This window comes from Nodosilinea sp. LEGE 07088, from assembly GCF_015207395.1.
In the GTDB taxonomy this organism is placed as follows: Bacteria; Cyanobacteriota; Cyanobacteriia; order Phormidesmidales; family Phormidesmidaceae; genus Nodosilinea.
Genome location: NZ_JADEWX010000247.1, coordinates 1 through 6,569 on the forward strand (window position 1 = coordinate 1; position 6,569 = coordinate 6,569).

A 6,569-nucleotide genomic window follows, 5' to 3' on the forward strand; every position below is an offset into this window, starting at 1 on the left:
AATATTGCCAAACGATGGACAAGGCCCATCAAAAACTGGAGAGCTGCGCTTTCACATTTTGCTATCCTGTTCCCAGAACGCTTCAAAATCTAAAATTCAAGGCTTACACAAAAACTTGAACACTCTCCCATTAGCATATTCTTCAAAGATGCGAGCCTTTTCCTGAACTTGCTCATCAGCACTACTCAAAATGTTGGGGTTTTGAGTTTCAGCAAGAGCGATTAGATCCATAAGACTACGATTCTTAAATTGATCACCTGGTATTGGGTTTGGATCACGCCTTGATGCTTGCTCAAATGGTACACGGTTTTTCTTGCTAAATCCGAAAGCTGCCGCAAAAGTCACAACATCTGCATAAGTCTGAAATGGCCCGGTCGATCCCTCTCCAGCCCTCAGCGCCTTCACCAGCTTCGCCTTATCCTTCGCCACCTTAATTCGTATATCCGCCATTTTTTTAGAGAGTGTAAACCACTAAATATATTCCCAAATACGCCACTTCTTAAAGCAACACCTGCCTTGTAAACTCCTCTGGTGTCAGACATTGAAAATCTTTGGTCTTAACTACCGCAGAGCGAATCAGCTCGTGATTAGATGAAATAAAGCAATCTATCCTGCCCTGCTTCGCCGTTAAATAAATATCAACATCCTCACGCGGTATAAAAGCCCTTACTTCTTCTCTTAAAACACTATCTTCTTCAACCAATACATAGGTGATATTGAATTTTTGCCAGATTCGAGAAATTAGGCTGCCAGCCCAATCTTTGCCTCTCAACCGTTTAGCAACTCTCAAAATTTGCTTAACTAGCTCTTGAGAAAGTACCACCTCTGCGGCATCTTCTCTTTCCTCTTCAAAACCTAACCATAGTAAAATCTTGCCCTCAGCAGTATTTAGATCTGCCGCACCGACGATGTAAGCATTAGTGTCTAGAAAGATGCGCCCATAGCGATTGTCTGGTGGCATCTTTAGCTAGCTTTCGCTTCCCGCTCGTCGGCCATTTCACGCTTCACCTCACGTACCAATTCAACAATCGATTCTTTACTACTGTACCCACTCTCAACCAGCGCCTGCCTAAGCTCCTGCTGAAGCTGAGCCAATGGGGCCAAAGGCTTTTGCCAAGCTGTAGTTCCATCAAACACCCCAGCTAATTGAGCGTCACCTAAAGCCACAGTCGATTCTCCCTCCGTAGAAATGATACGAATAGTTTTTGAACGCTGCTGCTTTAGCTTCAAATAGTGTAAAAAGTCTAATACCTCTTCCAAAATAGAGTCAGGAGTATGATCAAGCTCTTGCATAATTAAGTCTCTTGGTGTCATAGCAACCTCTTTAACGTTTTGTTTAGGCTCAGCATCTTACGCAAGTTTCATTGAGAGTTTGTCGGTCTTGGTCGAGACCATCTAGCCTTCCTAGGTGTCACGGCCAAACAGCTCCAGCAGCCAGCGCGTGATGGTTGCATCATCCTCATGCTGCGATCGCTCCAGTGCTGTCTCCAGCGTCGTCATCGCCAAGCCTGGCAACACCCGAGACTCATCAACTTGCCCACTGCGGCGATCGGCAATCTCAAAGGCAATCACCTGGGCAGCTTGCACATCCACCACCCAATACTCGGCGCTGCCCAGCCGCTCATACAGCAGCCGCTTTTTGCCTAGATCGTCATTTAGCGTGGTCGAGGCAATTTCTATCACCAGCTGAGGCGCACCGTGCGTCAACACATCAATCGGTTGATTGTCGCGCGGCGGCAGGTCAAACCCCTGGCCCACATAAAAAGCAATATCAGGCTGGGCATCTTGCAGACCCGTTTTGCGAAACGTGGTGTTGGTCAGCTCCACCATGCGCAGGCCCTTCAGCGTGGCATACAGCACCACCAGCGTCGAAATAATCGAGTTTTCCCGTCCGTGAAGCGCACCCAGGGGTGACATTTCTACCCTCATCCAATCGGCATCAAAATAGCAGCGGGCATCTTGCGGCACCACAGACTCTAGCAGCGCCACATACTCTGTCCACGAGGCGGGTACCCATTCATCGGTAACGATGGGTTGTGGTGCCGTGCCAACCATAGCGTTCCCCATTGTCATCAGCGGTTTTCCCCATTGTACCTACCCCATCCCCCCCACTACCTCTCCACCCTCACCACCTCCGTCCAGGTAAACTCATTCGGGCTGCGCTTCACCAGCGGGTAGCTGCGCCCATACCGTTCCATCTCCTCCAGCTCAGCATCGTCCTTAGCGGTGTAGTAAACCAGCACATACTCCGCCCCCACCGAGGGCTCCATCTCTCGCTCCACCTCATTTAGCCACTGGGTCTTGCTCACCAGCACCACCAGCTGATCCGCCAGGGTGGTAATCGCCTGGGCAATGTTGCTGCGGTTCACCGAGTCCAGGCTGCCAAAGGGCGAATCCATCACAATCGGAAAGCCGCCGCCATCGAGCCCAATCGCTGAGTGCTTTTTACTCCAGTAGCGCACCCGCTCGATCACGCTGCCAATAAAGGCCAGACTGAGAATTTGGTTTTGCCCCGTCGAAGCCGCCACCGTCGTCTCGCCGTCCAGGTTGGGATCGACTAGCCGCAGCTCATAGTTCTCCGTTAGCTTCGGCAGGTAGGGCGTAAACGAAATCTGGCGAAAAATTTCCCGCACCTTTAGTTCCAGCACCGCCCGAAACTTGAGATCGACCCGGTGCTTCACCTCATTCAGCCGAGCCACCGCATCTTGCGCTGCTTCGATCTGCCGCTTCACGCGTGCCTGCTCCTTATCTTTAGCCTTGTGGGCCTTGATCTGCTTATCGACCTCGGCGATCGCATCATCCAGCCGCTTGATTTCATCCTTGAGCACCGCATCTTCCCGGTGGCGGGCGGTGATGGCTTTCTCGGTTTCTTCCAGCCGCCGTTCAATGCCCTGTACATTCACATCTTCGTTGCCCTTGAGCTGGTCGCGAATGCCGCTGATCTGGTCTTGCAGGCGGGCAATGCGCTGACGCAGGTTCTCAATGCTGGCCTGCTCCTGGTCAATCTCGGCCCAAAACTCAGGGATCTGGCGCTCCAGGCTTTCTACCTCGCCGCTCATTTTAATCACGGCCTCTTCCACATCCTGCAAGCCCCCTTTCCCCAGCCAGGTTTCGACTTTCCGGCGGTTGGGGGTGCCAGAGATGAGCTGGGCACCGCAAATACAAGCTTCTTGGTCGAGCAAATCTTGCACAAACTGGCGCTTGATGCCCGCAGGCAACTCGCCCTTGCGCCGCAGGTCAGCCGCTAGCTCCTTAAATTGAGTAATGGTATCGCCCAAAAACACCATATAGCCCCGCGACGAAATGGTGCGCCGCAGGCGGTCTTCACTGCGGGCGAGCTGCTGCTCCAGGTCTTCCATTTGGCTTTGCAGGGTGTCGCGCCGCTGCTGAATTTCCTTAACCTTATCCAGGTCGCGCAGTTGAGCGCTATACCGCTGTTTCAAGTCTTCTTGATCCAGCAAATCTTGCACGATCGCCTCGCGGCGGGTTTCCTTCTGAGTTTTTTCGGCTTCCAGGCTGGCTTTTTCAGTCATCAGCCGTTTGGTTTCGGTGTCGCCAATGTCTCTAAGCTCTTTTTCCAGTTGTTTGCGGGCATAGTCGAGGTGATTGATGCCCCGCTCCAGCATTTCTACGCTCAGCAGGGTTTTGATAGCGGTAGCCATATCGGCCCGGTTTTCGGTTTTGACTATCTGCTCAATACGCTCCCCGTCAAAGAAGAAGTAGCGGTGCAGGCTCTTGGGCAGCACGCTGCCGATCGCATCTTCAATATCGTCTTTTCCAGCAATCAGCTTGCCGTTGATTTTGAGCTGCAACACGCTCGGCTCTTCCAGAATTTGCCCCGCTGCGTCCTTTTGGGCCACACAGGAGCGCCGCGCCTGATATTCTCTGCCGTTGTGCTCAAACAGCACCTCGGCCCAGCACTCCACCAGGCTGCCCACCGGCACCTCCCCCAAAGCGCGATTGTTGACCAGCGGGCCAGGGGCAAAGGCAGGGCTGCGCTGGTCGTAGAGCACCCAGGTAAACCCATTCAGCAGCGTCGTCTTGCCCGCGCCGTTGTTGCCGTGAATGACGGTGACGCTGTGCCCCTGCTGGTGAGCCAGATCGAGCGTTACCTCGCCCCAGAACTGCCGAAAGTTAAACAGCTTCAGCGATAACAGCTTCATTTGATCTGGTCCTTGATGATCTTGAGCACGTCAGATCGAATGCGGGGGCGATCGCTCGATAAATTCGCCTTCTCCAGCCGAATCACCTCGCGGATAATCCGCTCCACCTCCGGGGGAGCCGTGGTAATGGGTTCTTCAATGTCTTCCTGGCTAGGGTTTTGGGACATGGGACGGGTTTGGAATGGATGGGTCGGGGTGGCCGAGACCGTTGGGGAATGGGTTGGTTAGGGCTGAGACCTTCAAGAAATGTGTTGGTTGGGGGGCTGAGACCGCCAGGGAATAGAATTCCCTGGCTGATTGCAAAAGTCCTCTAAAGAGGACTAAAACCACCTCATACAGTCCACTTTAGTTGTGGGCCTCATCCCCAATGATCATCGCCAACTGGGGCAAAAACGCCAGCTGCGATTGTAAGGATTCCTGCCGCAATGTGGCATTGGTCGTAATGATGCTGACAAAGGGCTGCCGTTCTCCCAGTACCGCTAGAAGCTGGGTCTGGAGTTCACGCTGCCAGGTGTGGGCACGGTCAAAGGCCAGCACGGGGTCAAGGTTAAACTTGCGGCTCTCCTCCGCCCATTGGGTAACCAGGTGGCGGTAGGGGCAAATAATCAGTAAGGCTTTCAGCGGTTTATTTTGGGCTTGGCACTTTTTGTAGAGTTCAGCTGCGATCGCCAGCGCCGTAATTGTTTTGCCGCTGCCTGTGGCCATCTTCAGCGTGCCGTGTCCTTTATTGACAAACCAGTTGGCGATCGCCTGCTGCTGATAGTCTCTCAGCACTAGCGAGTTAGGTGCGATCGGCACGCCAGGAATCGTGTGGTATCGCTCAGTCGGGTTAGCCACTTGAATAGAGGCTTCAATTTCCTGAACGAAGTCAGGAGGATCATGGGGACACTTCTCTAGTAGTTTGCGACGGGCTGCTTCAGGAAACTCCAGCACGTCCAGATCAGGAGTGTGATTTTGCCATAGTTCCTCAAAATTTTGAAGCTTTTCGATAATGCGATCGCTATCCCCCGTTCGCCAGGAGCAAAATACATCGATACATTCAAAGTTGTTGTGGTAAGCCCTAGCGCTTTCGTTGGCAGATCCGCCAAAGGCAACTCGATTATCCTCTGAGTCAGTAAAGATCCCCAGTTTTTCGTGGTAAATGCCGTAGTTTTGAAGATCTCTAACGACTGCAATTTTAATCTCAAGGATATTGTGGGCTAAAAGCCAGGACAAGCAGGCAATGCGATTACCTATAAACCCTGAAAACTCTGGTACTAGCTCGCGCGCCAGTGCATCAGCAATTACGTCTTCTCGCTGGCGCAGACCTAACTGAATAGCCTCAATATCCTCCTGAGAGAGATGGGGCGATGCGACCAAACGCATTTGTCCGCCATTATGGACAAATGCGTTTAGGCCTTGAGCCGCTAACGACAGAGAGCTGCTAGAAAAAAAGCCTACGGCGCGATCGTATGTCACCGCTTGCTTCAGACAGGGAACATAAAAATCCTTCAACAAACTTTGACGATTGCTGCGGTATTGAATGTGAAGAGATAAATCTGACAGGCTCACGTAGCCCTCATCGTCTGGAGTTGGATGGGCATTGGTTTGAGGTGACCCAGAGCAATGATATCTGTCAACTCAGAATGCCCATCCTGAAATTTCTACCGTCTATTCCACCGTCACGCTCTTAGCCAGGTTCCTCGGCTGATCCACATCCAAACCGCGCCGGGCCGCAATATGGTACGCCAGCAATTGCAGCGGTATCACCGCCACAATCGGCGACAGCAGCTCATCGACTACGGGCACCGGCAGCAGGCGATCGAAGGTCTCGGCGGCATCGTCGTTGCCCATGGGCACCACGCCAATCAGCTGGGCGTCGCGGGCCTTGGCCTCCTGGGCATTGGAGAGCACCTTTTCGTAGACACTGCCGGGCATGGCGATCGCCACTACCGGCACCTTGGCATCGAGCAGAGCGATCGGCCCGTGCTTCATCTCGCCTGCCGGGTAGCCCTCGGCGTGGATGTAGCTGATCTCCTTCAGCTTCAGCGCCCCCTCCAGGGCAATGGGAAAATTCACGCCCCGACCCAAAAAGATGAAGTCCTGGGTCTCATTAAACTCGTGGGCCAGCTCTTCGATGTAGCGCTCCTGGCTTTCGAGCACCTGCTCGATGTGGGCGGGCAGCTGGTGCAGTTGACCAATGATGGTTTCAATCCGCTCAGGGGGCAGGGTTTGGCGACGGTAGGCCAGATCCAGCGCCAAAAAGTAAAAGGCCATTACCTGGGCGGTGAAGGTCTTGGTAGCGGCGACACCGATTTCGATGCCCGCGTGGGTGTCGATGATGTGGGGCACCAACCGCGAGAGCGAGCTTTCGGGCCGGTTGGTAATGCCCACCAGGCGGGGGGCAAAGCGGGGGTCGGCGTGGGC

8 protein-coding genes are annotated in these 6,569 nt (G+C 53.4%); all 8 read right to left on the reverse strand.

Going from position 1 to position 6,569, the window contains the following annotated elements; genetic code table 11:
• Positions 1-96: 96 nt before the first annotated feature.
• Positions 97-450, reverse strand: coding sequence for a DNA phosphorothioation-associated protein 4 (locus tag IQ254_RS28765; protein WP_193969582.1), 354 nt, complete (start codon positions 448-450; stop codon positions 97-99).
• A 49-nt stretch (positions 451-499) separates the two neighbouring features.
• Positions 500-961, reverse strand: coding sequence for a hypothetical protein (locus tag IQ254_RS28770; protein ID WP_193969583.1), 462 nt, complete (start codon positions 959-961; stop codon positions 500-502).
• 2 nt (positions 962-963) lie between these two features.
• Entirely contained in the window at positions 964-1,314 is a 351-nt protein-coding gene (locus IQ254_RS28775; protein ID WP_193969589.1) for a hypothetical protein, read from the reverse strand.
• Between the two features lie 90 nt (positions 1,315-1,404).
• Positions 1,405-2,055, reverse strand: a complete 651-nt coding sequence (locus tag IQ254_RS28780; RefSeq protein WP_193969588.1) for a Uma2 family endonuclease — start codon at positions 2,053-2,055, stop codon at positions 1,405-1,407.
• Between the two features lie 56 nt (positions 2,056-2,111).
• Positions 2,112-4,163, reverse strand: a complete 2,052-nt coding sequence (locus IQ254_RS28785) for an AAA family ATPase (RefSeq protein ID WP_193969584.1) — start codon at positions 4,161-4,163, stop codon at positions 2,112-2,114.
• The gene (locus IQ254_RS28790; protein ID WP_193969585.1) at positions 4,160-4,330 is read right to left on the reverse strand and encodes a hypothetical protein; all 171 of its coding nucleotides are present in this window, start codon (positions 4,328-4,330) and stop codon (positions 4,160-4,162) included. Before IQ254_RS28790 ends, IQ254_RS28785 begins: the two co-directional genes overlap by 4 nt.
• A gap of 178 nt (positions 4,331-4,508) precedes the next feature.
• Positions 4,509-5,528, reverse strand: a complete 1,020-nt coding sequence (locus IQ254_RS28795; protein ID WP_369011370.1) for a DEAD/DEAH box helicase family protein — start codon at positions 5,526-5,528, stop codon at positions 4,509-4,511.
• Positions 5,529-5,813: 285 nt separating this feature from the next.
• The coding region (locus IQ254_RS28800; RefSeq protein ID WP_193969587.1) for an SIS domain-containing protein at positions 5,814-6,569 on the reverse strand (756 nt) is incomplete at its 5' end.